This window comes from Streptomyces sp. NPDC020299 (assembly GCF_044387825.1).
Classification (GTDB): Bacteria; Actinomycetota; Actinomycetes; order Streptomycetales; family Streptomycetaceae; genus Streptomyces.
Map to the genome: position 1 here is coordinate 47234 of NZ_JBIRWL010000010.1, position 24311 is coordinate 71544.

Below are 24311 nucleotides of genomic sequence, written 5' to 3' on the forward strand. Positions count from 1 at the left end.
GTGTCGTGGTGCCGGGTGGGCTGCGGCTGCGAGGTGAGTCGCTGCCGGGGGTCCGGGGGTGGTCCCCCGGGGGATGCAGTATCACGGAGCCGGGGATGGGCTACCGGTTCGAGAAGTAGGCTTCGGTTCCAGAAATCAGGCGCGGCCGGGGTGGTCGTGGTGCTGCCGGGGCGTGGTGTCGTGGTGCCGGGTGGGCTGCGGCTGCGAGGTGAGTCGCTGCCGGGGGTCCGGGGGTGGTCCCCCGGGGGATGCAGTATCACGGAGCCGGGGACGGGCTACCGGTTCGAGAAGTAGGCTTACCGGTTCCAGAAGTCAGGCCGTCGCCCCGCGCGGGTCGCTGCTCACCCGGGCCGCGCGGCCGGGGATTACGTGGGCGTCAGTGGGCCCCGGTACGCTTTCTGGCATGAGCGCTGTTCCTCGTTCCGAAAAGCCGGCCGGCCGGTTCCGGCGCATGCTCGACCGGCTTTCCTCGTCACAGGAGGACCTGGAGTCCGAGGAGCTCAGGGAGGACGCCGAGACCGCGGGCTGCACCCGGATCGGTGACTGCCAGGACCGGCAGATCGTCACCGTAACTGGTACGTTGCGCACGGTCACCCTGCGGCCGCGCGCCGGAGTCCCGGCCCTGGAGGCCGAACTGTTCGACGGCTCCGCCGCGCTGGACGTGGTGTGGCTGGGCAGGCGCTCCATCGTGGGCATAGAACCGGGGCGCAGGCTCATCGCATCGGGCCGGATCTCGATGAGCCGGGGCCGCCGCGTGCTGTTCAACCCGAAGTACGAACTGCGACCCCTCGGACGGGAGTAGCCGGTGACGTCACTCGACAAGCCGACCGAAGACACAGAGGCGGACGAGGCTCGGACGGACGACGCGCGGGCGGTGACCGAGGCCGCGCTGTTCGAGGCGTTCGGCGGTGTCCGGGGCATGGTCGAGACCGTCCTGCCCGGTCTCCTCTTCGTCACCATCTTCACGATCAACAAGGACCTGCACTGGTCCGCGATCGCCGCGCTGGCCGTGTCCGTGATCCTGGTCGTGGTCCGGCTGGCGATGAGGGACACCGTCAAGCACGCCTTCAGCGGTGTCTTCGGCGTCGCCTTCGGTGTCGTCTTCGCCATGTTCACGGGCAACGCCAAGGACTTCTACCTCCCCGGCATGCTGTACACGCTGGGCCTGGCCCTGGCGTACATCATCACGACCCTCGCCGGAGTGCCCCTGATCGGCCTGATCCTCGGCCCGGTCTTCAAGGAGAACCTCTCCTGGCGCACCCGCAATCCCGGCCGCAAGACGGCCTACGCCAAGGCCAGCTGGGCCTGGGGCCTGATCCTGCTGGCCAAGTGCGCGATCCTCTTCCCGCTGTACTGGTGGGCCAACACGGCGCAGCTCGGCTGGGTGCTGATCGCCCTGAAGATCCCGCCCTTCCTGCTGGCCGTCTGGCTCACCTGGGTCTTCCTCGCGAAGGCGCCCGCGCCGATCGACGTGTTCGCGGAGATGGAGGCCGAGGAGCAGGCCGAGAAGGAGCGCAAGGCAGCGGCGGCCACGGCGGCCACGGAGCGCGGCGAGGCACCGAGCGCGGGCCGGCACCGCCGAGAGGCCTAGGGCCTGTCTGACAATTCCCGCCTGCCCCGCGACGCCTGGCACGCACGCTCGCCGCGTTGCCGAACCACCCACGTGGCTCCGCCACGAGGGCGCTCCGGCGCCTTGCGATCGCACGCTCCCCCACGCTCGAACGCGCTCGCGCGGGGGGACCCCCATCGCCGCCGCGGGGCCCGCCCTTCGGGCGGACGACGGGAATTGTCAGACAGGCCCTAGCGGCGGCGCACCGAGCCGCGCACAGCTTCCGTACGAGGATGGGGGCGCCCAGAGATCCTTGGGCGCCCCCATCCTCGTATCGCTCGAGGTTCCCCTCGTCAGCCGTCAGCCGTCAACCGACAACCGTCAGCCGTCCTCCCGCCGCACCGACAGCAGGTCCTCCAGCTGCTCCTCCCGGGCCTGTGCGGCCACGAACAGCAGTTCGTCGCCCGGCTCCAGGGAGTCCTCCTTGGACGGGGTGAGGACGCGGTTGCCGCGGATGATGGTGACCAGGGAGGTGTCCTGCGGCCACTCGACATCGCCGACCTGGGTGCCGGCCAGGGCCGACTCCTCGGGCAGGGTGAGCTCGACGAGGTTGGCGTCGCCGTGGCTGAAGCGGAGCAGCCGGACCAGGTCGCCGACGCTCACCGCCTCCTCGACCAGGGCGGACATCAGGCGCGGGGTGGAGACGGCGACGTCGACACCCCAGGACTCGTTGAACAGCCACTCGTTCTTGGGGTTGTTCACCCGGGCCACGACGCGCGGAACGCCGTACTCCGTCTTCGCGAGCAGCGACACGACCAGGTTGACCTTGTCGTCGCCGGTCGCGGCGATGACGACGTTGCAGCGCTGGAGCGCCGCCTCGTCCAGGGACGTGATCTCACACGCGTCGGCGAGCAGCCACTCCGCCTGCGGGACCCGCTCCACCGAGATGGCGGTCGGGGCCTTGTCGATCAGCAGGACCTCGTGGCCGTTCTCCAGCAGCTCGCCCGCGATCGAGCGGCCGACCGCGCCGGCACCGGCAATGGCGACCCTCATCAGTGACCGCCCTCCTCTTCCGGGCCCTCGGCGAACGCCGCCTCGACCTTCTCGACGTCGTCCGAGCGCATCATCACGTGCACCAGGTCGCCCTCCTGCAGCACCGTCTGCGAGGTGGGCAGCATCGCCTCACCCAGGCGCGTCAGGAACGCCACGCGGACGCCCGTCTCCTCCTGCAACTTGCTGATCTTGTGCCCGACCCACTTCGCCGAGGCGTGCACCTCGGCGAGCTGCACCCCGCCGGTGGGGTCCCGCCACAGCGGCTCCGCGCCCGAGGGCAGCAGACGGCGCAGCATCTGGTCGGCGGTCCAGCGGACCGTGGCCACGGTGGGGATGCCCAGGCGCTGGTAGACCTCCGCGCGGCGGGGGTCGTAGATCCGGGCCGCCACGTTCTCCACGCCGAACATCTCGCGGGCCACCCGCGCGGAGATGATGTTCGAGTTGTCACCGCTGGAGACCGCGGCGAAGGCGCCGGCCTCCTCGATGCCCGCTTCGCGCAAAGTGTCCTGGTCGAATCCGACTCCGGTGACCCGGCGCCCGCCGAATCCCGGGCCGAGCCGGCGGAAGGCGGTGGGGTCCTGGTCGATCACGGCGACCGTATGGCCCTGTTGCTCCAGGGTCTGGGCAAGAGCGGAGCCCACTCTCCCGCAGCCCATGATGACGATGTGCACGGTTCTACTCCGCACTCCTCGCTAGGCCGCTGACTTGCGTGAACGTCGTGCTCATATCCTTCTCTCGGGCTCGCCGGGCAACGGGTGGGGGACCCGTTCCGGATCCGCCGGGCAACATCATGCCGGGGAAACCCGCCGGTGATCCCCCGCGGGTACCGATCGCGGCTCTCGAGTGCCCGAATCCACGGTAGCCGCAGGCACCGACAGCCGGCCCCTCGGCAAAGACAGCCCAAGGTTTGACCAAAGGAAGAGCCAAGGGCCCGCTCACCGTCGCGTGATGCTGCGCACGCTCCACAGCGTCAGGATTCCGAGGCCGACGAGGGCGGTCACAGCGCCGATCAGCTCTGCGGTCACGGGCATTGAACCTCCGAGGGGCGGCGACAGGCTGGGTTTGCCATCTAGGCACGGTGGGCAGCCGGACCACGGAATCCGCAGTTCCAACCGTCTGTGAGTTCACTCGTCGGGAATAACCGAGACGGCGGGTGGGCGACAGCCAGTTCGAAGGCATACGATCCTCTCTCGTGTCCAAACTGACCGACGTGCCCAAACGGATCCTGATCGGGCGCGCACTGCGCAGTGACCGGCTGGGCGAAACACTCCTGCCGAAGCGCATCGCACTCCCCGTCTTCGCCTCCGACCCGCTGTCCTCCGTGGCGTACGCCCCCGGCGAGGTGCTGCTGGTCCTCTCCATCGCGGGCGTGTCGGCGTACCACTTCAGCCCCTGGATCGCGGTCGCGGTCGTCGTGCTGATGTTCACCGTGGTCGCCTCCTACCGGCAGAACGTGCACGCCTACCCCAGCGGCGGCGGCGACTACGAGGTGGCCACCACCAACCTCGGGCCCAAGGCCGGCCTCACCGTCGCCAGCGCGCTGCTCGTCGACTACGTCCTCACCGTCGCCGTCTCCATCGCCTCCGGCATCGAGAACCTAGGCTCCGCGGTCCCCTTCGTCGTCGAGCACAAGGTGCTCTGCGCGACCGCGGTGATCGTGCTGCTGACCCTGATGAACCTGCGCGGCGTGAAGGAGTCCGGCAAACTCTTCGCGATCCCGACGTACGTTTTCGTCGGCGGCGTCTTCATCATGATCGCGTGGGGCGCCTTCCGCGGCCTGGTCCTCGGCGACACCATGCGCGCACCCACCGCCGACTACCACATCAAGGCCGAGCACCAGGGCCTGGCGGGCTTCGCCCTCGTCTTCCTGCTGCTGCGCGCCTTCTCCTCCGGCTGTGCCGCGCTCACCGGCGTCGAGGCGATCTCCAACGGCGTACCGGCCTTCCGCAAGCCCAAGTCGAAGAACGCGGCGACCACGCTGGCCATGATGGGCCTGCTGGCGGTCACCATGTTCTGCGGCATCATCGCCCTGGCCATGGCGACCAACGTCCGCATGGCGGAGAACCCGGCCACCGACCTGATCCACAACGGTGTCGCCCTCGGCTCCGGCTACGTCCAGAACCCGGTGATCTCCCAGGTCGCCGAGGCGGTGTTCGGCAAGGGCAGCTTCCTGTTCATCGTGCTCGCCGCCGCCACCGCCCTGGTGCTGTTCCTGGCCGCGAACACGGCGTACAACGGCTTCCCGCTCCTCGGCTCGATCCTCGCCCAGGACCGCTACCTCCCGCGCCAGCTGCACACCCGCGGCGACCGCCTGGCCTTCTCCAACGGCATCGTGCTGCTCGCCGGCGCGGCGGCCCTGCTCGTCGTCATCTACGGCGCCGACTCCACCCGCCTGATCCAGCTGTACATCGTCGGCGTGTTCGTGTCCTTCACGCTCAGCCAGACCGGCATGGTCCGGCACTGGAACCGCCACCTGGCCACCGAGCAGGACCCGAACAAGCGCCGCCACATGATGCGCTCCCGCGCGATCAACGCCTTCGGCGCCTTCTTCACCGGCCTGGTGCTGGTCGTCGTCCTCGTCACGAAGTTCACACACGGCGCCTGGGTGGCGCTGCTCGGCATGTGCATCTTCTACGTGACGATGACGGCGATCCGTAAGCACTACGACCGGGTGTCCGAGGAGCTCGCGGCTCCCGAGGGCCCGAGCGACGACAGCCTGAGGCCGTCCCGCGTCCACTCGGTCGTGCTGATCTCGAAGATCCACCGCCCGGCGCTGCGTGCCCTCGCCTACGCCAAGCTGATGCGCTCGGACTCCCTGGAGGCGCTCACCGTCAACGTCGACCCGGCGGAGACGAAGGCGCTGCGCGAGGAGTGGGAGCGGCGCGGCATCGACGTACCGCTGAAGGTGCTGGACTCGCCCTACCGCGAGATCACCCGCCCGATCATCGAGTACGTCAAGGGCCTGCGGAAGGAGTCGCCGCGCGACGCGGTCTCGGTGATCATCCCCGAGTACGTGGTCGGCCACTGGTACGAGCACCTGCTGCACAACCAGAGCGCGCTGCGCCTCAAGGGCCGCCTGCTGTTCACGCCGGGCATCATGGTGACCTCGGTGCCGTACCAGTTGCAGTCCTCCGAGGCGGCGAAGCTCCGGGCCCGCAGGCGGCAGGACTGGAGCGCGCCGGGTGCGGTGCGCCGCGGTCCGGCCGAGCAGCGGGCGCACTCGGAGAAGCAGCCCAGCGCGAGGGACTGACGCGGGCGCCGGGGACCGGACGGCGGCACGTAGACTGGTGGGCTGTTGTCAGGCCCCCGCCGCGGGCCGCCCCGTCCCTCCCCGATCTGGAGTCACCCCACCATGCAGGCAGAACCGAAGAAGTCGCTGGTGGGGGAGGAGTACGAGGTCGAGATCGGCCCCGTCGCCCACGGCGGTCACTGCATCGCCCGCACCGCCGAGGGTCAGGTCCTGTTCGTCCGGCACGCGCTGCCCGGCGAGCGTGTGGTGGCCCGGGTGACGGAGGGCGAGGAGGGCGCCCGCTTCCTGCGCGCGGACGCCGTCGAGGTCCTCGATGCCTCCAAAGACCGCATCGACGCCCCCTGCCCCTACGCCGGCCCCGGCCGCTGCGGCGGCTGCGACTGGCAGCACGCCAAGCCTGGCGCCCAGCGCCGCCTCAAGGGCGAGGTGATCGCCGAACAGCTCCAGCGGCTGGCCGGGCTCACGCCGGAGGAGGCCGGCTGGGACGGCACCGTCGTACCCGCCGAGGGCGACAAGCTGCCCGCCGGCGAGGTGCCCCAGTGGCGGACGCGGGTGCAGTACGCGGTGGCCCCCGACGGCCACGCCGGTCTGCGGCGCCACCGCTCGCACGAGGTCGAGCGGATCGACCACTGCATGATCGCCGCGGCGGGCGTCAGCGAGCTGGGCATCGAGAAGCGCGACTGGACCGGCATGGACGTGGTCGAGGCGATCGCGGCGACCGGCTCCCAGGACCGCCAGGTGGTCCTCACCCCGCGCCCCGGTGCCCGCCTCCCGCTGGTCGAACTCGACAAGCCCGTCTCGGTCCTCCGGGTCGACGAGAGGTCCGGCGGCGTCCACCGCGTCCACGGCCGCCCCTTCGTCCGCGAACGCGCGGACGGCCGCACCCACCGCGTCGGAGCCGGCGGCTTCTGGCAGGTCCACCCCAAGGCCGCGGACACCCTGGTCACCGCGGTCATGCAGGGCCTGCTGCCCCGCAAGGGCGAGATGGCCCTCGACCTCTACTGCGGCGTCGGCCTCTTCGCCGGCGCCCTCGCCGACCGCCTCGGCGAGACCGGCGCGGTCCTCGGCATCGAGTCCGGCAAGCGCGCGGTCGAGGACGCCCGCCACAACCTCGCCGACTTCCCCCGCGTCCGCATCGAACAGGGCAAGGTCGAGTCCGTCCTCCCCCGCACCGGCATCACCGAGGTCGACCTCATCGTCCTCGACCCCCCGCGAGCGGGCGCGGGCCGCACGACGGTCGCCCACCTCGCCTCCCTGGCCGCCCGCCGCATCGCCTACGTGGCCTGCGATCCCGCCGCGCTGGCCCGCGACATCGCGTACTTCCGCGAGGGCGGGTACCGGGTGCGGACGCTTCGGGCGTTCGATCTGTTTCCGATGACGTCGCATGTGGAGTGCGTGGCGATTTTGGAGCCTGCTGCAAAGGGGCTCTGACCTGCGACTTTCTTGGGTCTTCCAGATGTGGTCGGTGGTGCTCGACCTGTTTCCCGAAGTGCATCATGTGGACTGTGCCGCGGAAGCGAGGAGTACAGCTGACCTGCGGGTTCCTGGCACGGACCGTGGGATGACCGATGCGTCGCCCTGGCACCGCGAGGGCGGTCAGGAGTTGTCCCGACGCTCCTTTGACGCCCGTTTTGACGGAGCATCAGGTGTTTCCTTCGCGGGCCCGTCGACTGACGGACGCGGGAACGCCTGCCCAGGATGGGGAGAGGCTCGGCTTGCTCGATGCGGGGCAAGCCGAGCCGGTGAACCGCGGGCGGTCTAGCGCATGATGATCAGTCGCGGTCCTGGCTCTCAGAGAGTGATATTGGACAAGGGCGCGCCTGCGGTTGGGACGGTTCTGGAGAGCTACGGGCCCACGTGGACGTAGCAGGCCCAATTCAGGCGTGAGGCGTGTGCGGGGTCCTGGCGGAGTCGCTGGACGGCGTCGTGGAGAGCGCGGGCACTGCCGCCCGCTCCCTGGTCCGAGGTTTTCAGAGCCAGGTAGAACTCACGTGTGATTGCAGGCGCCGGACCGTCGGCGAGCCTCCAGAGGGTGCCGACGACGTGCTGGAAGCCCGCGAGTTGGAAAGCGGCGGCGAGATGGATCGCCTCGTCGGCGAGGGCGCTGGTGCCACGGGCGGTGTGGCACGCGGAGAGGAAGGCGAGTTCCGCGCCGGAGAGGTCCTGTTCGGCGATGCTCGTCACGGATAGGGGGCCGTCGTACAGGACCAGGTGACTGTTGGCGGGGTCGTCCGGGTCGTGTATGCCGTGGCAGGCGAAGTGGACCCATGGATGCGAGGGCAGAGCGGACAGGACGGCAGGCATGACAGCCTGCTCCTCGGCCCGGAGGGTGTGCCCGTCGCCGAAGAGCTCCCCCAGCACGGACAGTTCGCTCCGGACGCCGGCCAGGTCGGTCAGGGGCGTGGTGGTTTCGTCGTTTTTCGGTGCGTCGGCCACCCCTACTGCAAGCAGTTGCGGCCGCCGGGAAGGGCGGTGCGATCTGGCCCGGACGAGTGCGCCCAGGGTGGGGGTATAGGAGGAGATCACTCGGTCGATGACCCGCGGGCCGTTCCTGGGCCCGGCGGCGTGCAGGGGGAGGAGGGCCAGGGGACCGGTGGGGCACCACCACATGCGGGGCACCACCGCACCCGGCTGATCCAGGCCGAGTTCGGCGAGGACGGGCTCGGCGATGTCCTCCCAGAGCCGGTGCAGTGTGTCCGTGATCCGGGTTCCCAGAGCGTGGGCTTCGATGGGGCCGAGAGCGAGCCCGGGCTTGTTCAGTCGGCTGATGGCGTCGAGGAAGCCGGCGGCGCTGAGTTCGATGTCCTCGGCGGTGACGTGGGGCAGTTTGACCAGTCTGATCGGGTCTTTGCCCGGGGCGGAGGTGAGCAGGAGGGCGTCACAGCGGTGGCTGCTGATGTTGATGATCGCGACCGGGCCGTCGTCGGCAGCGCGGTGCAGGAATTCGAAGGACGGCGGCTCGAGGAAGTCGTCGAAGTTGGGGAGACTGCGGATGCGAGCCAGGATGTCGTCGAACTGTTCGCTGAGCCCCCAGCGCCGCGAACCGATCCCGGGTACCCCGGTGTGATTGCCGTCCAGACCGGGCCAGCTGCCTTCCAGATCGGCGCAGATCGCATCGAACTCCTCTGCCAGCGAGCGATGCTCGGCACGCAGCGCGTTCCGGTCGGTGCGGGTCTGCATCAGTTGGGACCAGATCACCGAGCGACCCTGCTCCAACAGCCGGACGGCACCGCGCGGGTCGTCGGCGGCGATCGCGGCCGCTGCGGCATCGCTGGCCAGCAAGGGCAGTTGTGCGATCTGCGCCAGCCGGGATGCCCGGGGGATGCCTCGGTCCGCCAGCCGGGGCAGCAGGTGTTCGATCGCCGTACGGTAGTCGGCGAGCGCGCCCCTGGGGTCGCCGGTCAGCATGCTCAGTTTGCCCGAGTGGAAGGCCGAGAACAGACGGGTTCGCGTCGAGGCAGTCACGTTGGCGGTGGAGGCTCGGAAGGATGCCAGGGCGTCGTACACATCCTCGGCCGGGCCGCCGCCCTCGAACCGTCGCCTCATGAGGGTCAGTCCGAGCTCTGACTCCAGGTGGGCGAGATTGGGGTCGTCGGGACTGCGGGTGGCGAGCTCCCGTGCCGTCTGGCGGAGGATGAGCACCGAGGCGTCGAGGTCATCCCGGTCGTCGCCGTCGCGAAGAGCCACGGCGAGTTTGAGCCGCATGATGGGGTAGTCCACGTGGGTGGACGGCGTGGCCGCGATCGCCGTGCGGAGGGTGGCCAGCGCACTGTCCAAGTCCTCCCGCTGCTCGAGGGCGTGGTAGCGGGCGTGCAGGGCGGCGGCCAGGTGGGTCAGCGCGCGACCAGTCTCTGGGCCGGGCGGCGCGGTCTCCACTGCCTTGTGGGCGGCCGCGATCGCTTGGTCGATATCCCCGCGGTGGCGCAAGGTGACGAATCGGGCGAGCAGGAGGCCGCTGAGGACGGCCGGCGCTGTGTGCTCGGTGGCACCCAGGCGGTCGGCAAGGCTGACAGCGGCGTCGGCCGCGTCGATTGCGGCGGTGAGGTCCTCCAGGTTGCCCACGGTCTCGAACCGGATACGCACGATGGACGCGAGGGCGGCCAGACGGTCGACACGGACGGGAGCGTCGTCGGGGGTGGCTGCGAGTGCCGCGGAGGCGGAGTCGAACGCTTCGGCGAGATCGGCTGGCTCGGCCATGAGACGAAAGCGGTGGAACAGTGCGGCGGACTTTGCGGACAGGGCGGGGGCATGTCCGGGGATCACGGCGAGCGCCTCCCGAGAAAGCCGCAGCGCCGCCTCCGCATCCTCCGAGTCGCCGAAGCGGATGAACTGGCTGAGCAGACTCTCGGCGAGAGTCACGAGGACGTCTGGTTCCGGCGGCTCGAGGTCTAACCCGGTATACGCAGGCTGGGGTTGACCGCTCAGGGCCAGCGCGTAGCGCTGCCGCAAGGCATGCGTGTTCCGGTGCAGCGCCGCGCGTTGCGGATGCTCCGGCTGCGCGAGCCGCTCGCCTGCGGCCGTGGCGGCCAGAGCGGCCTCCAGTTCGTCCAGGTCGCTGGTGGCGGCGTAGCGGGCAAGCAGCATGTTCCCGAGGCTGCCCAGCACTCCGGGCAGGACCGGGTGCTCGCTGGGCGTGATCCTGGTCTCGCGAGCGGCCGCGTCGATTGCCTCATTCAGATATCTCTCGACGCGGGTGTGCTGGTACCGCTTCCATAGGAGGACCCCGAGCTGGAACCACCAACCGGTCTCGGGGAGGATCTCGTTCACCATCGCTCGTCGGGCGCCGATCGCTTTGTCGAGGTCGGCGATGTCGTGGTTGTGGTCGAACAGGGCGTCCTGGACGTTCGCGAGGCTGTCCCACATCCGCGACCTTTCCGGATTGCCTTCGGCCGCGCTTGCCGCCTGGTCCATGTGGTGGGCGGCTACTTTGAGTCCTTCGGGTGTGCCGAGGACCTCGCTCAGTTCCATCCAGGAACTGCCCAGGTTGAACCGGATTGCAGGCTGCTCTTCCTCAGGCGCAGTCCGCGACGCGGCCTCCAGCAAGGAGATTGCGGTGCCGGGGACCTGCGCGTCCTTGGTCCGTCCGCATTCGCGGAGCAGGACCATGCCGATCGCGCTCAGCAGGGTGTGCGGTTCCGGCACAGGGGGAGGCGCGTCGGCGAACGCGTCGGCGAGGCCCTCGGGAACGACCTGCGGAGCGATCGCGTACAGGAGCCCGAACACGGACAGCCATGCGTGATAGTCGAAGGGGGTCTGTTCCTCGCCGAGAGCCTGGAGACGGATGTCGAGCAGGACGCCCACCAGGCGGGCGAGCGCCACGTCGTCCTCGGTTACGGAATCTTCGTACAGTCGCCCGCTGATCTCATGGATCAGCGAGCCTGCGGCGCACAACGGCGGTGCTGCGAGCGCGATTTGAGGGTCGTCCGTGCTGAAGTATGCGTGGATGTGGTGATGCACCAGTCCGGCGGATTCCACGGAATCGGCGTTCAGTAAACCCTCAGTGGGTTCCTCGTCCCTCTTCACCGGTAACCCCTGTCTCGCGTGGCCGCGTCGTCCGGCTCAGGCTAGGGGGTGGATAGGGGGTGAAAGGGTTTTCGTGGCAATTGCCCACTCTCGGAGAGGGCTTGGTGGGACCATGCTCCGGTGGAGGACGGGGAGGTCGGGTTGTCGGGCGGGGATGCGGCGGGACTGGCGTATGTGTGCGCTCATTTCGAGGAGTTGCGGGAGCTGCTCGGCGACGATGGTCTCGATCCGTCGACGCCATTGGCGCGGCTGCGTGCGGCCTGCGGTGTCGACGCGACGCAGGCCGCACGACTGTTGGCCGAGGTCGATGCGGCGCTCAGGGCCGCGACCGACGGTTTCGTGAGCATCCACGGTGCCGGTCAGGGCCGTGCTGGAGAGCTGAGCGGTCTGGAGCCGCTGGAGATCGTCTTCCGGTGTCCACTGCGGCAGTGCACTGGGCGGCACGGCAGCGAAGTGGCTGTCGCCCGGCCGGTCTGCTCGATCAACCGGCGGGAACTCATCCGGGAACGGCTGGTCTGAGGTGGGCGGGCTCTGGACTGAGCTGGGCAAGAAGCTCGCCGACCGGTGGCTGTCACTGCTGGTCCTGCCCGGGGTGCTCTACGTTGCCACGGCCGCTGCCGCGCACACCCTGGGTCAACGGCACGCCCTGGATGCCGCAATGCTGGTCCAGGAGGTGACGACTGTCGCCAAGCAGCCGGCCGTGACCGGGGTCGGCGGGCAGATCGTGCTGGTGGGGGCGATTCTGATCGCTTCGGCCGCGGCCGGGCTTTTCGCCGAGGCAGCTGGTGCGCTGGTCGAACGCCTGGTTCTGGCAGTCGGCTGGAAGGCGTGGCCGCTCGGGCTGCCGGTTCTGGCTGACTGGTGGGTACGGCGCAGGCAGCGTCGCTGGGACGACGCCCACCGCGTCTACCACGAGCAGCAGCGGCTCACCCTCGCGCCCGACCCTGATGACCGGCCCGATCCCGCGGTGGGGCGCGCAGCTCTCGCAAGGCGCACCCGAATCGCCCTGGAACGGCCCGAGCGGCCGACCTGGAGCGGGGACCGCGTCCAGGCCGTCGCCCTGCGCCTGGACCGTGACCACAGCCTGGACCTCGCCACCCTATGGCCCTACCTCGAACCTGTCCTTCCCGAGGCTCTGGGCACCCGGATCTCCGAGGCCCGAGCCGCGCTGGCCCGCGCCACGACCCTGGCCGGCTGGGCCGTGCTGTACGCACTGCCCGTTTGGTGGTGGTGGCCGGCCGCCCCGGTGACCTTGGTCCTGGCGGCGGCCGCCAGGCACCGCACCCGCAGTTGTGTGGACACCTACGCTCGTCTCCTCGACGTGGCCGCCCGCCTCCACATCCCTGACCTGGCTGCTCAGCTCGGGTTCGACCACGCCGACCCTCTCACCCCCGATCTCGGCGCCCGCCTCACCCACCACCTCCGGAGCGAGCCTTTGCCTCCTCCCGTCTCGACAGGCAGCTGACAAGGGTTGCCACGCCGGGACAGTCATCCGCTTGCTCTCGGCTCCCAACCGCCCTCGCCTCGGCCGCCGAGGCGAGGCGTAGCGGCCAACCTGGTGTGCTTCATCTGCTGGTCGGACCAGCCGCGGGCTTCCAGGCCGGCGCGGAGCGTGCCGCGATGTCGGCCATGGGCGCCGGGCTCTCGGTGGCGACATCGAGGTCCTGGCTGGGGCGGTTCACGAGGCGGTGCGCCCGCACGGCATCCGCCGGTGAGGACCAAGGGATGCTTCCGGCCCCCATCGGTGACGACGGAGCGCATGCCGGAGGAGTCTCACATCCGCTCCCGGGCCGCCCGGTCGCGGACGCCCAGGACGTCACCCGCACGGACTCGGCGCGACTCGTGCGCGGCCGTCCCGGGTGCTCCGATCCGCTTCAACCGCCGTTGGGCGTGACCCCTGAGGGAGCCGGGGCCAGTCGGTACCCGCCGTCCTCGCGTCGCACGTGTCCGGCGGTCGGCGGCGGGAAGTGGCTCCCCAGCACGAGAGTTGACGTACCGGCCAGTGAGCCGAGCATCTGGTTCCGGGTCCTGGCCGCGAGTTCGGGAGCGACGTCCACACAGCTGCAGAGCTCCGGATGCGCCATCTGGACCGGGTGGTGGATGCTGTCGCCGGTGACCAGTGCGGTCTCGCCACGGCTGCTCAGTTCCACCGCTACCTGCCCCGGTGTGTGGCCGGGGGTGGGCAGCAGACGGATGCCCGGCGCGACGTCCGTGCCCTCGTCCGCGACATCGATGAGGTCGAACAGACCTGCTTCCCGGACGGGATGGACCGAGTCCCGGAACATCTGTCGACGCGCCTCCTCCATGTCGACACCCGCCCAGTAGTCCCACTCGGTGCGTGAGGTGAGATGGCGCGCGTTCGGGAAGGTGGGCACCCAGGCGTCGCCCTCGGCACGCGTGTTCCACCCCACGTGGTCGGCGTGGAGGTGGGTCAGGATCACGACGTCGACGCTCTCCGGCGCGAAGCCCGCCGCCCGTAGCCGTGCTTCGTAGTCGCTGTTCAGGTTGTGCCAGGCGGGGTTGGAGCGCCGCTTCCCGTTTCCGATGCCGGTGTCCACCAGCACCCGCATGCCGTCCACCTCGACGGCGAAGCTGTGACTCGCCAGGCGCAGGACGCCTTGTTCGTCGGCGAATTCGGGGCTCAGCCAGGGAGTCCCGCTCACGAGGTCGGTGGTTGCCCCGGGCAGCAGCCACGGACCGGTCCGGGCGGGCAGGGCCACTTCGTCGATGCGTCGCACGGTGTGGTTGCCCACCGTCCAGGATGAGGCGGGGAGAGTAGTGGACCTGGTCGTTTGCGATGAGGTGAACACGAAGACCTTCCTTACCTGTTGTGGCTCGCGAGGACGGAAGACGGCTCCGAAGCCGAACCCGGCCAGCGCCGCCCCCGGTGAAGACAAGTACGGGGTCGGCGAGATGGAGGGCGCCCACGGCCGGGACGGCCGCCGGAATCACCGCGCAGCTGCCGACAAGAGCGGAGACGTCGGCACGCAGCCTGCGCGTGAAGTACACCGTCGGGGCGGCGACGGCCGTCAGCGTGAAGAAGACCAGGCCGCCGGCGTATTCGGGTCCGTCGGGAAGGGGGAGGTGCGGGGAGGCGCGAGGCCCGCGGGGACGCTCTGCATGAGGGTCCTTCCCGTGCTAAAAGCGATTCGTTTGCTTTAAGGCATCGTAGGTCCTACGATCGACTAAAGCAAACGATTCGCGTTTACGGTGGTCGGAGGTCCTGTGCCAGCCCCGGCCCGTCACGCCGCACAGATCCGGAAGGAAGCCATGACCGGCGAACTCACCCCACAGGAGGCAGCCCGAGGGGCGCTGCGGGCGGGGCTCCCCCTCGGGGACGGCCGACACGAAGGAGTGGCCATGACGGCCAACCACATCCACTCCGTGATCAGCACGTTGCGCGAGCTCGATTTCGGCGAGATCCCTCCCGCGTCCTCCTACCGAGCCGGAGAGTTGAACGCCGATGCAGCCGTTTGAGCTGTCGCTGAGCGAAGCCTCCCGTGCGGTGCGCGCACGGGAGCTGTCCCCCGTCGAACTCACCGAATCGGTGCTCGCCCGTATCGCCGCCGTCGAAGGACGGCTGGGCGCCTACGTCACCGTCGCCGCCGACGCGGCCCTGGCCGCAGCGGTCCGCGCCGAACGGGAGATCTCCGGAAGCGGACCGCGCGGGCCGCTGCACGGGATCCCCATGGCGCTCAAGGATCTGATCGACGCAGAGGGGATGCCCACCACGGCGAGCTCGCACGTCCGGGCAGGGCACGTGGCGGAACGCGACAGCCGGGTGGCCGAACGGCTCGGCGCCGCCGGGGCCGTCCTCCTGGGCAAGACGCACACGCACGAGTTCGCCTATGGCCTGACCACTCCGCAGACGAACAACGCCTGGGACCACGCCCGGGTTGCGGGTGGGTCGAGCGGTGGCTCGGCGGTAGCTGTCGCCGCCGGCGGGGCGACGTTCGCCATGGGCACGGACACGGGCGGTTCCATCCGGGTCCCCGCGGCCCTGAACGGCGTCGTGGGCCTCAAGCCGACCTACGGTCTGGTCCCACGCACAGGCGTGACCTCGCTGTCCTGGTCCCTGGACCACGTGGGCCCTCTCACCCGCACCGTCCAGGACGTCGCGCTGGTGCTGTCGGCGACCGCCGGCCATGACCCGCGCGACCCGGCGAGTGTGTCCGGCCCGATGCCGGACCGCTTCCCGGGAGGGGACCTGCGAGGACTGAAGGTCGGCGTACCGCGGAACCACTACTTCGACCGGGTCACGCCCGAGGTCGAGGAGTCCGTACGCGGTGCGATCGAGCGGCTGGCGGAGCTGGGGGCGGAGCTCGTCGACGTCGAGATCCCGATGGCGCGTTACATTCAGGCCGTTCAGTGGGGGCTGATGGTTCCCGAGGCCACCGCGTACCACGAGCGGTCGCTGCGGGCCACCCCCGACCTGTACGCGGCGGACGTTCGCATCCTGCTGGAGGCCGGCGAACTCACCTCTGCGGGCGACTACCTCCGCGCTCAGCGGGCCCGCACCATGATGCGAGACACCTGGGCTCGCATGTTCGACGGAATCGACGTCCTCGCCGCGCCGACGGTGCCGATGACCGCCACCGAGGCGGGGCAGGAAGCCGTCGAGTGGGCCGATGGCACGACCGAGGCCGTGTCGGACAGCTACGTCCGCCTCTGCGCTCCCGCCAACATCACCGGCGTCCCGGCCCTCACCCTGCCGGTCGGTCACGACCGCGCCGGACTGCCGATCGGTATGCAGCTGATGGCGCGCCCCTTCCACGACGCGACGGTGCTCCGTGTGGGCCGGGTCTACGAGGAGTCGGTGGCCGGCGCGGGGCGGCTTGCTCCCCTCGCTGCCTGAGGGAGGGCGGACGTTCCAGCCGGCATGCGGTTGCGTCGCCGCAGGGGCGTCCGCCGTGCTCGGGCGCCCGGATGCGTAGCCCTGCGGGTCGCCGACGCCGGCCATCGGCTAGAAGCAACAAATTCGCATTAAGGTGGAGGTCATGAGTCCCAGGCCCATGGCCCGCCCCGGCGGGCGCAGCGCACGCGTACAGGAGTCCGTCCATGCGGCGGTACGTGAACTCGTAGAGGAGGTGGGCCGCGACGCGCTCACAGTCCCGATGGTGGCCACTCGGGCGGGCGTGACCCCCTCCACGATCTACCGTCGTTGGGGCGACCTGCAGGAACTCCTGTCCGACGTGGCCGTCGAACGACTGCGCCCGGAAACGGATCCGGCCGATCTCGGAAGCCTGCGGGCCGATCTCGACGCGTGGGCGGAACAGTTCCTCGACGAGATGGCCTCGCCGCCCGGGCGTGCCTACATCCGGGACGCCCTGCTCGGCGACCCCGACGGCGCCAATGCCGGTCAGTGTTCGGCGTATGCCGCAGAGCAGATCGACGCCGTGTTGGCCCGTGCGGTGCAGCGGGGGGAGCCGGTGCCCGAGACGGAACTGCTGATCGACCGTGTCGTGGCGCCGATCATGTACCGCATCCTCTTCCGCCCTGGCCGACTGGACGCCGCATACGCGCGTGAACTCGTGACGAACGCCGTGTAAGCCCTGCAGATCGAGGCGGGCGCTCGCCCCACCCAGGAGGTCGCCGGGGCGTCGACCGCCAACGGTGCCGCCCTGGACCAGGCAACGTGCGCCGCCGGCGCCGACCAGCAGTGGATGGTCGTCTGACGGGCAGAGAAACCGCCAACCGGCGGGAACTCCGGGCGGTCCTTGCACCAGGGCCTGTCCGGAGTCCCCATCTGTGCTGATCGGTTCCACCTGCGTGTGTGCCGCGGCCACGGCCCTTTGCCCGATGTCGCGGTCAGCCGGCGGGGGAGGAGGCCGGCAGGTCCTGGTCGGCGGCCCAGGAGGCCAGGATGCGCAGTCGTTCGTGGGTGGGGGAGCCGGGCTCGGCGGTCCAGACGGTCAGATTCTGGTCGGGGTCCGTGTTGGCGGTCAGGGTGTCCCAGTCAAGGACGAGTTCGCCGACGACGGGATGGTTGAGGGTCTTCGTGCCCACGGTGCGGGCGGCGACGTGGTGTTCGCCCCACCAGCGGGCGAACTGCTTGTCGCGCAGGGACAGTTCACCGACCAGCTCGATCAGGCGCGGGTCCTCGGGATACTTCGCGGCCTCCATGCGCAGTTGGGCGACGGCGATGTGCGCGGAGCTCTCCCAGTCGGCGTACAGGGTGCGCATGGCGGAGTCGGTGAAGATGATCCGCGGGTAGTTGCGGTGCTTTTCCGCGAGGCGGGAGAAGTCGGTGACCAGGGCGGCGGCCAGTGCGTTCCAGGCGAGGATGTCCCCGCGTCGGCCCTGCACGATGGCCGGAGTGGCGGTGAGGTCGTCCAGGACCCGCTGCAACTGTGGCTGGACCTTCTGCCGTCCGCGGCGCCGGGTGCGGGTGGTGGTCTTTCCGGCGAGCTGGAAGAGGTAGCCCCGCTCGTCGTCATCCAGATGGAGCACCCGGGCGAGGACATCCAGCACGGGCGCCGACGCCTGCATACGGCCCTGCTCCAGACGGGTGTAGTAGTCGGTGCTGATGCTGGCGAGCTGGGCGACCTCCTCGCGGCGCAGCCCCTCCACCCGGCGGGGCCTGTCGGTCTCGGGCAGTCCGACTGTGCGCGGGCTCAGCTCCGAGCGGCGCCTCTTGAGGAATTCTCCCAGCTCATTGAGGGGAGCGTTGGCGGTCATGCTTCCCAGGATGACATCGATCGCACCTGCGTAAGGGGGGAGAATTTCCTCCCAGGATGTTCCCATCCTGGGATATTTCTCTCCGCTTTTCGCGCCCGCCCTCGCGTGTGAGGCTCGGCCGTGAGCAGTCGTTCCTCGCGACGGCTGCGGCTCACCGATCCCCGCACCAAAGGAAGACCCCATGCGCGGAGCAGTCATTCACGCCCCCGGCGATGTGCGCTTCGAGACCCTGGACGACCCGAAGATCCTCCAGCCGACCGACGCCGTCATCCGTACGGTCGCCACCTGCGTCTGCGGCTCGGACCTGTGGCCCTACCGCGGCGCGGAGCCGGTGGACGAGCCCCACCCCATGGGGCACGAGTACGTGGGCATCGTCGAGGAGGTCGGCAGCGAGGTCGCCAACGTCGCGCCGGGCCAGTTCGTCGTCGGTTCCTTCGCCACCTCGGACAACACCTGCGTGAACTGCCGGGGCGGCTGGCAGTCCTCCTGTCTGAACCGCGAGTTCATGAGCACCTGCCAGGCCGACTACGTGCGCATCCCCAACGCCCACGGCACCCTGGTCGCCACCGACGAGCACCCGGACGCCGAGCTGGTACCGAGCCTGCTCGCCGTCTCGGACGTGATGGGCACCGGCTGGTACGCCGCCCTCGCCGCCGAGGTGAAGCCCGGCTCCACCGCCGTGGTCGTCGGTGACGGGGCGGTCGGCCTGTGCGGTGTCATCGCCGCGAAGGAACTGGGTGCGGAGCGGATCATCGCCATGTCCCGCCACGAGTCGCGGCAGAAGCTCGCCCTCGAGTTCGGCGCCACCGACATCATCAGCGAACGCGGCGACGAAGGCATCGCCCGCGTCAAGGACCTCACCGGCGGCATCGGCGCCGACTCCGTGCTGGAGTGCGTCGGCACCGCCGAGTCGATGCGGCAGGCCCTGCACTCCACCCGCCCCGGCGGCAACGTCGGTTTCGTCGGAGTCCCGCACGAGGTCTCGATCGACGGCCAGGAGCTGTTCTTCTCCCAGGTCGGCCTGCGCGGTGGTCCTGCCCCCGTGCGCCGCTACCTGCCCGACCTGGTCGACCGCGTCCTGACCGGCCGGATCAACCCGGGCAAGGTCTTCGACCTCACCCTGCCCCTGGACCAGGTCGCCGAGGGCTACAAGGCCATGGACGAGCGCCGCGCCATCAAGACCCTGCTCAAGCCCTGAGCGCAGACGCGTCCACACCCGGGGCCGCACCGACGCGGTGCGGCCACAGGACCGGCAACCACTCCCGCTCGCACAAGGACTGACATGACGACCTTCGCCCTCATCGGTGCCGGACCCGGTCTCGGGCTGGCCACCGCCCGCCGCTTCGGGGCCGTCGGCCACACCGTCGCCCTCATCGCCCGCGACGCGGAGAAGCTGGACGGTCTGACGGCCGCCCTCGCCCGTGACGACATCCAGGCCCGCGGCTACACGGCCGACGTCCTCGACATCGAGTCCCTCACCGCGGCCCTGTACGCGGCCGCGGCCGACCTGGGCAGCATCGAGATCCTCCAGTACAGCCCCGTGCCCCGCGCCGACTTCATGAAGCCGGTCCTCGACACGAGCGCCGACGACCTCGACGCCCCGCTCGCCTTCTCCGTCAAGGGCCCCGTCTCCGCGGTGAAAGCCGTTCTGCCCGGCATGCGTGAACTCGGCCGCGGCACGCTGCTGTTCGTCAACGGCTCCAGCGCCGTACGACCGAATCCGGAGGTCGCCGGCACTTCGATCGCCTTCGCCGCCGAGAGCGCCTACGCCCGCATGCTGCACGAGACGCTCGCCCCGGAGAACATCCACGCCGCGCAGCTGATCATCCCCGGAGCGATCAGGCCCGACGCCGAGCACAGCAGCCCCGACACGCTGGCCGAACGTCTGTACGACCTCCACGCCAAGCGGGACGGCTTCCGCCACTACGCCGAGCCGCTGCCCGACTGACGCCCGGACGACACCATGAACTCGGCCACCCTCCGCGCCGTCGCCCGTGCCGCCACGGCCACCACTGTCCTGCTGGCCGCGGCGGCCTGCAGCGACACCTCGCCGGCCTCCCCGCACAAGACACCCTCCGCGTCCTCCGCCCGAGAGCAGGCACCGACGGCCGAGGCGCGCACCACACCGCCCGACAGGAACACCACCATGGACATCCGGGTCACCCTCGACGGCCGCCCCGTCGACGCCGCCCTGAACGACAGTCCGGCTGCCCGTGACTTCGCCGAGCTACTCCCGCTCGTCCTGGATCTGGAGGACTTCCACCAGACGGAGCGGATCGCCGACCTGCCGCGCAAGCTGACCACCTCGGGCGCTCCCGAGCCGTGCGCGCCGAAGGCCGGCGACCTGACCTACTACGCACCCTGGGGCAACCTGGCCCTCTTCTACCGCGACGGCGACTCCGCCAACCCCGACCTGCTCATCCTCGGCCACATCGACGCCGACGCCGACCGGCTTGCCGGGGCCGACCGGATCACCATTGAAGCCGCGCCCTGACCCGCGCCACCGTTCGTCCCTGCACGAAGGGGGGAGGAGATCCTCCTCTTTTCGCCCGGTTCCCCGCATGGGACCGTCGAAGACGTGGCCGCGCTGTCCACCGTCCGCCGTGACGGTTGCAGCCGCCACCACGATCCCCCGATTTCCACGCAAGGAGAGACCACACGTATGCCTTCCGCGTCCGGGACCACCCCCGGCAAGCTCCCGCTCGTCGTCTGGGTGCTCGCCGCCGGCACGTTCCTGATGGGGACCACCGAGTTCGTCGTCGCGGGTCTGCTGCCGGAGCTGGCCGGTGACCTCGGAGTCAGCGTCTCCCACGCCGGCCTGCTGATCACCGCCTTCGCCATCGGCATGATCGTCGGCGCGCCGACCATGGCCATGGCGACCCTGCGCCTTCCCCAGCGCCGGACGCTGATCCTGGCCCTGTCCGTGTTCTGCCTCGGACATCTGGTCGCCGCCCTCAGCACGTCCTTCACGATCGTCCTCGCCGCCCGCGTCGTCACCGCCCTGGCCACCGGAGCGTTCTGGTCCGTGGGCTTCGTCGTCGCCACCACCGCCGCGGGACCGCACAACGCCACTCGCGCCACGGGCGTCATGATCGGCGGCCTGACCCTGGCCAACGTCGTCGGCGTGCCGGTCGGCTCCTTCGCCGGCCAGTTCACCGGCTGGCGCGGCCCCTTCTGGGCGCTGGCCGTCCTCTCCGGACTTGCCGCCGTCTTCATCGGCCGCTTCATCCCGGCCCAGGAGCAGCGCGTCGAGGTGTCCCTCCGGGCCGAGGTCCGGGCCCTGCGGCAGGGCCGGCTGTGGCTGGCGCTCGGCGCCGCGATGCTGATTATGGGCGGCGTCCTGGCGACATACACCTATGTCACGCCGCTGCTGACCGACCGTGCGGGCATCCCCCAAGGCGCCGTACCGCTCGTCCTCATCGCGTTCGGCGTCGGCGCGCTGGGTGGTACCACCACGGGCGGCCGCCTGGGTGACCGGCGTCCGATGGCCACCACCATCACGGCCGCCGCGGCCACCGCCCTGGTCCTGCTCCTGATGATCCCGCTGTCCGGCAACCCGGTGACCGCCACCCTCCTCGTCTTCCTCATGGGCCTGACCGGCTTCACCGTCAACCCGGTGGTCACCGCGCTCGCCATGCGCTTCGCGGGCGACGCGCCCACGCTCACCTCGGCGCTGACCACGTCCGCCTTCAACACCGGTATCGCCGCCGGTTCGCTGATCGCCGGTACGGCCCTGGACTCCTCCCTCGGCCTGACCGGCCCGCCCCTGGTCGGCACCGTCATAGCCGCCCTGACCCTCCTCCCGCTGATCGCCCTCGCCGTCCACGGCTCATCCGGCAAGGGCCGGATCGTGGCCCGGAGCAGCGCGCCCACGCACGCGCGACGCGACGAACCCGCGCAGGTGCCGTCGCAGCACTGAACTCGAGCCTGGATCCGCGTACTGCCGGCCCGAACACCCTCGTCTGCGACGGCAACGGCGATGACGACGTGCAGTCCGCGCTGGACGACACCGTCGAGGCGCAGTTCATCCAGGCACACCTGACATCAGTCGTCCCCCGCAACCCCCACCCGAAGGGACAACTCCAGTGAATCCCACGTACGACTTCACCGGCCAAGTCGCTTTTGTCACCGGGGCCGGCGCCGGTATGGGGCTGGCCACCGCCCGCGCGTTCGCCGCGTCCGGAGCCGCCGTCGCCCTCACCGACATCGACGAAGCGGCCCTGAACGCGGCCGCGAAGGAACTCACCGACGCCGGCCACCAGGTCCTCGCCCTCACGTGTGACGTCAGCGATGAGGACCAGGTCGCCGCCGCGGTCGACCGCACCGTGGAGAACTTCGGCCGCCTCGACATGGCCTACAACAACGCCGGCATCCAGATCCCGCCCAGCGACGCCGCCGACGAACCCGCCGAACGCTTCGACCGCGTCAACGCCATCAACCTCCGCGGTGTGTGGGCCTGCATGAAGCACGAGCTGCGGCACATGCGCGCCCAGGGCAGCGGCGCCATCGTCAACTGCTCCTCCCTCGGCGGCCTGGTCGGCCTCCCCGGCCGCGCCTCGTACCACGCCTCCAAGCACGGAGTCATCGGCCTGACGAGCAGCGCGGCACTCGAATACGCCCCCCGAGGCATCCGCGTCAACGCCATCTGCCCCGGCACCATCGACACCCCCATGGTCAGCGACATGATCGCCAAGGGAGAACTCGACCGCGCCGAGGCCGAGGCCGAGCAGCCCATCAACCGGCTCGGCACCGCCGAGGAGATCGCCCAGGCGGTCCTGTGGCTGTGCAGCCCCGGAGCCGGCTTCGTCGTCGGCGTCGCCCTCCCCGTGGACGGCGGCTACGTCGCCCGCTGAAGACAGCACACGTACCAAGGAGAGGCGAGACACCATGGAATTCATCGCGCCGCAGCCCAGCAGCAAGGCCCCGGCGGACTGGTTCACCGGCGACGTGTGGTGGGACGTCATCGTGGCCGGCCAGGAGCCGTCGAGGATGCGCGCCAACCTGGTCCGCTTCTCGCCGGGCGCACGCACCAACTGGCACTCCCACGCCCTGGGCCAGACCCTGCACGTCGTGTCCGGCGTCGCCCTGATCGGCACCCGGGACGGCACCGTCTTCGAGGCTCACCCCGGCGGGACCGTCGCCTGTCCGCCGGACGAGGAACACTGGCACGGCGCCGTCCCCGACCGGTTCATGGAGCACATCGCCCTGTGGGAGGGCACGGGCGACGACACTCCCGAGACCACGTGGGCCGAGCCGGTCACCGACCAGCAGTACAACGGCCGCCGCACCCGCGACCAGTAGCCCCGGCCCCTCCCACGCGCATCCGGGGCGCGCGCACGACCGTCACGGCGTCCCGGGGACTGCAGCGCTGCCCTGCAGCGCGCGCAAATGCCCCCGATGACGTCGGTCAGTCGCTTCTGACGAGCCTCAAGGGGGGAGGAAAGTCTCCCTGCCACGAGCGTTGCCGGTGATGCAAGACTCCCCAGGCGACCGGTAGCCGCCGCCAGAGCGCGCGGTTGCCGGCTTCCCCGCGGTGACGACGATCCACTCTCGCGTCCCGCTGATGTGTACGGCCGATCCGTCAGCGATACGAAGGCGTACGTATGTCAACTGAACTCCCCGAGCCTGCCGCTCCACCCCCCACCAGAGCCGGTGAGTCCTCCCCGGCGCCCACTCGGCGCTCGTTCATCGCCACCAGCACCGCGGTCGGTGGTGCCGTCGTCGCGGGCGGCGTGATCGGAGGCACGTTCCTCGGCGACCCGGAGGAAGCGACGGCCGCCGAGAGACCGCCGTCCAGCCGTGTCTCCCTGACGGTCAACGGCACCCGCCATACCGTGACGGTCGACAACCGCACCTCTCTGCTGGACCTGCTGCGCGAGCACCTCGGCCTCACCGGCTCGAAGAAGGGCTGCAACGCCGGGGCCTGCGGGGCGTGCACGGTCCTGGTCGACGGACAGCGGCACAACGCCTGCCTGACGCTCGCGGTGCGACTGGAGGGGTCCGACGTCACCACGATCGAGGGTCTGGCAGAGGGCGATCAACTCCACCCGCTGCAGCAGGCGTTCATCGACGAGGACGCCTTCCAGTGCGGTTACTGCACCCCGGGTCAGATCGTCTCCGGGGTGGGTTGCATCCAGGAGGGCCACACCGGTTCGCCGGAGGAGATCCGGGAGTGGATGAGCGGCAACATCTGCCGCTGCGGCTGCTACGTGAAGATCGTGCGGGCGGTCGAGCAGACCGCCGGCCGGAAGTGAGGGC

General features: G+C 70.3%; 21 protein-coding genes and 1 pseudogene. 16 read left to right on the forward strand and 6 right to left on the reverse strand.

The window, feature by feature from the left end; genetic code table 11:
• Positions 1–403: 403 nt before the first annotated feature.
• Positions 404–802, forward strand: coding sequence for an OB-fold nucleic acid binding domain-containing protein (locus tag ACH45E_RS24885; protein WP_159536198.1), 399 nt, complete (start codon positions 404–406; stop codon positions 800–802).
• A 3-nt stretch (positions 803–805) separates the two neighbouring features.
• Positions 806–1591 (forward strand): DUF3159 domain-containing protein, encoded by a 786-nt coding sequence (locus ACH45E_RS24890; protein ID WP_361456644.1) that lies wholly within the window; start codon positions 806–808, stop codon positions 1589–1591.
• A gap of 339 nt (positions 1592–1930) precedes the next feature.
• On the opposite strand, the gene ACH45E_RS24895 is transcribed toward ACH45E_RS24890, so the two are convergent.
• A complete protein-coding gene (locus tag ACH45E_RS24895; protein ID WP_361439548.1) occupies positions 1931–2602 on the reverse strand; it encodes a TrkA family potassium uptake protein in 672 nt (223 codons plus the stop codon).
• Entirely contained in the window at positions 2602–3273 is a 672-nt protein-coding gene (locus ACH45E_RS24900) for a TrkA family potassium uptake protein (RefSeq protein ID WP_361439550.1), read from the reverse strand. The genes ACH45E_RS24895 and ACH45E_RS24900 overlap by 1 nt, the downstream gene beginning before the upstream one ends.
• Positions 3274–3794: 521 nt before the next feature.
• Here ACH45E_RS24900 and ACH45E_RS24905 point away from each other — a divergent pair.
• Together ACH45E_RS24905 and ACH45E_RS24910 are read left to right on the forward strand one after the other, a co-directional pair.
• Positions 3795–5852 (forward strand): APC family permease, encoded by a 2058-nt coding sequence (locus ACH45E_RS24905; protein WP_361439552.1) that lies wholly within the window; start codon positions 3795–3797, stop codon positions 5850–5852.
• Positions 5853–5954: 102 nt separating this feature from the next.
• A complete protein-coding gene (locus tag ACH45E_RS24910; RefSeq protein WP_361439554.1) occupies positions 5955–7283 on the forward strand; it encodes a TRAM domain-containing protein in 1329 nt (442 codons plus the stop codon).
• 414 nt (positions 7284–7697) lie between these two features.
• On the opposite strand, the gene ACH45E_RS24915 is transcribed toward ACH45E_RS24910, so the two are convergent.
• Positions 7698–11171, reverse strand: a complete 3474-nt coding sequence (locus tag ACH45E_RS24915) for a CHAT domain-containing protein (protein WP_361439556.1) — start codon at positions 11169–11171, stop codon at positions 7698–7700.
• 324 nt (positions 11172–11495) lie between these two features.
• Between ACH45E_RS24915 and ACH45E_RS24920 the strand changes: the two genes are divergently transcribed.
• Together ACH45E_RS24920 and ACH45E_RS24925 are read left to right on the forward strand one after the other, a co-directional pair.
• A complete protein-coding gene (locus ACH45E_RS24920) occupies positions 11496–11894 on the forward strand; it encodes a hypothetical protein (protein ID WP_361439558.1) in 399 nt (132 codons plus the stop codon).
• A 1-nt stretch (position 11895) separates the two neighbouring features.
• Positions 11896–12840 carry a hypothetical protein gene (locus ACH45E_RS24925; RefSeq protein ID WP_361439560.1) on the forward strand — a complete coding sequence of 315 codons (945 nt, stop codon included), beginning with the start codon at positions 11896–11898 and terminating at the stop codon, positions 12838–12840.
• An 80-nt stretch (positions 12841–12920) separates the two neighbouring features.
• On the opposite strand, the pseudogene ACH45E_RS24930 reads toward ACH45E_RS24925, so the two are convergent.
• Positions 12921–13136 (reverse strand): annotated as a pseudogene (locus ACH45E_RS24930) (nucleotidyl transferase AbiEii/AbiGii toxin family protein); the annotation flags it as partial.
• A 113-nt stretch (positions 13137–13249) separates the two neighbouring features.
• Positions 13250–14128, reverse strand: a complete 879-nt coding sequence (locus tag ACH45E_RS24935; RefSeq protein ID WP_361439562.1) for an MBL fold metallo-hydrolase — start codon at positions 14126–14128, stop codon at positions 13250–13252.
• Positions 14129–14645: 517 nt separating this feature from the next.
• On the opposite strand from ACH45E_RS24935, the gene ACH45E_RS24940 reads away from it, so the two are divergent.
• The 3 genes from ACH45E_RS24940 to ACH45E_RS24950 all read left to right on the forward strand — a co-directional run bounded on the left by ACH45E_RS24940 (position 14646) and on the right by ACH45E_RS24950 (position 16924).
• On the forward strand, positions 14646–14852 hold the full coding sequence (locus ACH45E_RS24940; protein WP_361439564.1) for a hypothetical protein: 207 nt from the start codon (positions 14646–14648) through the stop codon (positions 14850–14852).
• Positions 14839–16230 carry an amidase gene (locus ACH45E_RS24945; protein WP_361439566.1) on the forward strand — a complete coding sequence of 464 codons (1392 nt, stop codon included), beginning with the start codon at positions 14839–14841 and terminating at the stop codon, positions 16228–16230. The genes ACH45E_RS24940 and ACH45E_RS24945 overlap by 14 nt, the downstream gene beginning before the upstream one ends.
• Positions 16231–16372: 142 nt before the next feature.
• The gene (locus tag ACH45E_RS24950; protein ID WP_361439568.1) at positions 16373–16924 is read left to right on the forward strand and encodes a TetR/AcrR family transcriptional regulator; all 552 of its coding nucleotides are present in this window, start codon (positions 16373–16375) and stop codon (positions 16922–16924) included.
• A gap of 259 nt (positions 16925–17183) precedes the next feature.
• Here the strand turns inward: ACH45E_RS24950 and ACH45E_RS24955 are convergent, their stop codons facing one another.
• Positions 17184–18053, reverse strand: coding sequence for a helix-turn-helix transcriptional regulator (locus tag ACH45E_RS24955; RefSeq protein WP_361439570.1), 870 nt, complete (start codon positions 18051–18053; stop codon positions 17184–17186).
• A gap of 181 nt (positions 18054–18234) precedes the next feature.
• Here ACH45E_RS24955 and ACH45E_RS24960 point away from each other — a divergent pair, with 181 nt between their 5' ends.
• The 7 genes from ACH45E_RS24960 to ACH45E_RS24990 all read left to right on the forward strand — a co-directional run bounded on the left by ACH45E_RS24960 (position 18235) and on the right by ACH45E_RS24990 (position 24307).
• Positions 18235–19251, forward strand: a complete 1017-nt coding sequence (locus tag ACH45E_RS24960) for a zinc-dependent alcohol dehydrogenase family protein (RefSeq protein WP_361439572.1) — start codon at positions 18235–18237, stop codon at positions 19249–19251.
• Between the two features lie 84 nt (positions 19252–19335).
• Positions 19336–20001, forward strand: a complete 666-nt coding sequence (locus ACH45E_RS24965; protein WP_361439574.1) for an SDR family NAD(P)-dependent oxidoreductase — start codon at positions 19336–19338, stop codon at positions 19999–20001.
• A gap of 15 nt (positions 20002–20016) precedes the next feature.
• A complete protein-coding gene (locus tag ACH45E_RS24970) occupies positions 20017–20547 on the forward strand; it encodes a cyclophilin-like fold protein (protein WP_361439576.1) in 531 nt (176 codons plus the stop codon).
• Between the two features lie 168 nt (positions 20548–20715).
• Positions 20716–21972, forward strand: coding sequence for an MFS transporter (locus ACH45E_RS24975; RefSeq protein ID WP_361439578.1), 1257 nt, complete (start codon positions 20716–20718; stop codon positions 21970–21972).
• A 166-nt stretch (positions 21973–22138) separates the two neighbouring features.
• On the forward strand, positions 22139–22906 hold the full coding sequence (locus ACH45E_RS24980) for a glucose 1-dehydrogenase (RefSeq protein ID WP_361439580.1): 768 nt from the start codon (positions 22139–22141) through the stop codon (positions 22904–22906).
• Between the two features lie 34 nt (positions 22907–22940).
• Positions 22941–23354, forward strand: a complete 414-nt coding sequence (locus tag ACH45E_RS24985) for a cupin domain-containing protein (protein WP_361439582.1) — start codon at positions 22941–22943, stop codon at positions 23352–23354.
• A gap of 302 nt (positions 23355–23656) precedes the next feature.
• On the forward strand, positions 23657–24307 hold the full coding sequence (locus ACH45E_RS24990) for a (2Fe-2S)-binding protein (protein WP_361439584.1): 651 nt from the start codon (positions 23657–23659) through the stop codon (positions 24305–24307).
• Positions 24308–24311: the final 4 nt, after the last annotated feature.